Here is a 1,085-nt window from a genome sequence, read left to right on the forward strand (position 1 = left end):
CTCAAGCTGAAGCTGATATCAAAGCTGAGTTGGCTGCAGAAGGCAAACCAGAAAAAATCTGGGACAAAATCATCCCAGGTAAAATGGACCGCTTCATGCTTGACAACACCAAAGTTGACCAAGCATACACACTTCTTGCACAAGTATACATCATGGATGACAGCAAGACAGTTGAAGCTTACCTTGAATCAGTAAATGCTTCAGTAGTTGAGTTCGCTCGCTTTGAAGTTGGTGAAGGTATCGAGAAAGCTGCAAACGACTTTGAAGCAGAAGTTGCAGCTACAATGGCAGCAGCCTTGAATAACTAATAGAAAAGGAAGCAAATTGCTTCCTTTTTCTTTTGGTCTAGAGAGTAGATTCTGTATGAGTAAACAAAAAGCCCTTTAATAAGGGCTAAGTGTATTTAGGAGGTTACACTTCAAATTCATAGAGTGCTGTAGACAAATAACGTTCGCCGTTATCTGGTGCTAAAGCAAGGACTTTCTTACCTGTACCTAATTGTAGTCGGACCCAGATTTTCCATTTTAAAAAGCAAGAAGAAAAGCTCATCCATCAATTAGAACAAGCAGGTCTGGTCAAGAAAAAAGCAACTCTCTTAGCCCAGTTTTGTCAATCACGTGCTGAAGCTGAAAAGTTGGTCAATCAGGCTAGTTTTTGGACCTTGGTGGATGAGAGCGAACGCCTGCTGACCTGGTTATTAGCTAAGAAAAAAGAGAGTTATTTGCAAGTTGCGAAATTAGCCAGCTTGGTAGATGACAAGGAAAAACAAGATCAGGTCTTGCGAATCCTCGAAGTCCTCTGTGGGCAGGATCTCTTGCAAGCAAGGATTCGACAGATTCTACAAGATTTACTAGAAGCTAGAAAAATGTGGCAGGCTAATGTCAGCTTTCAAAATGCTATGGAATATCTGGTCTTGAAAGAAATATAAACTCAATGAAGGATAAAGAAAGGAAAGGGCTGGTTTATGGACAAAAAAGAATTATTTGACGCGCTGGATGATTTTTCCCAACAGTTACTGGTGACCTTGGCCGATGTGGAAGCCATCAAGAAAAATCTCAAGAGCCTGGTAGAGGAAAATACAGCTC

At 41.0% G+C, this 1,085-nt stretch carries 1 protein-coding gene and 3 pseudogenes; 3 read left to right on the plus strand and 1 reads right to left on the minus strand.

Translation table 11 applies throughout. The features are described from left to right. Positions 1–308 (plus strand): annotated as a pseudogene (locus GMD4S_RS09240) (translation elongation factor Ts); the annotation flags it as partial. 103 nt (positions 309–411) lie between these two features. Here the strand turns inward: GMD4S_RS09240 and GMD4S_RS14010 are convergent. After that, a pseudogene (locus GMD4S_RS14010) lies at positions 412–516 on the minus strand (cysteine synthase A); the annotation flags it as partial. On the opposite strand from GMD4S_RS14010, the pseudogene GMD4S_RS09245 reads away from it, so the two are divergent. Then, a pseudogene (locus GMD4S_RS09245) lies at positions 503–928 on the plus strand (DNA polymerase III subunit delta'); the annotation flags it as partial. The pseudogenes GMD4S_RS14010 and GMD4S_RS09245 sit on opposite strands and share 14 nt — an antisense overlap. A gap of 36 nt (positions 929–964) precedes the next feature. Next, on the plus strand, positions 965–1,085 hold a 121-nt coding region (locus GMD4S_RS09250), incomplete at its 3' end, for an initiation control protein YabA (protein WP_008289992.1).

Source organism: Streptococcus sp. GMD4S (assembly GCF_000296955.1).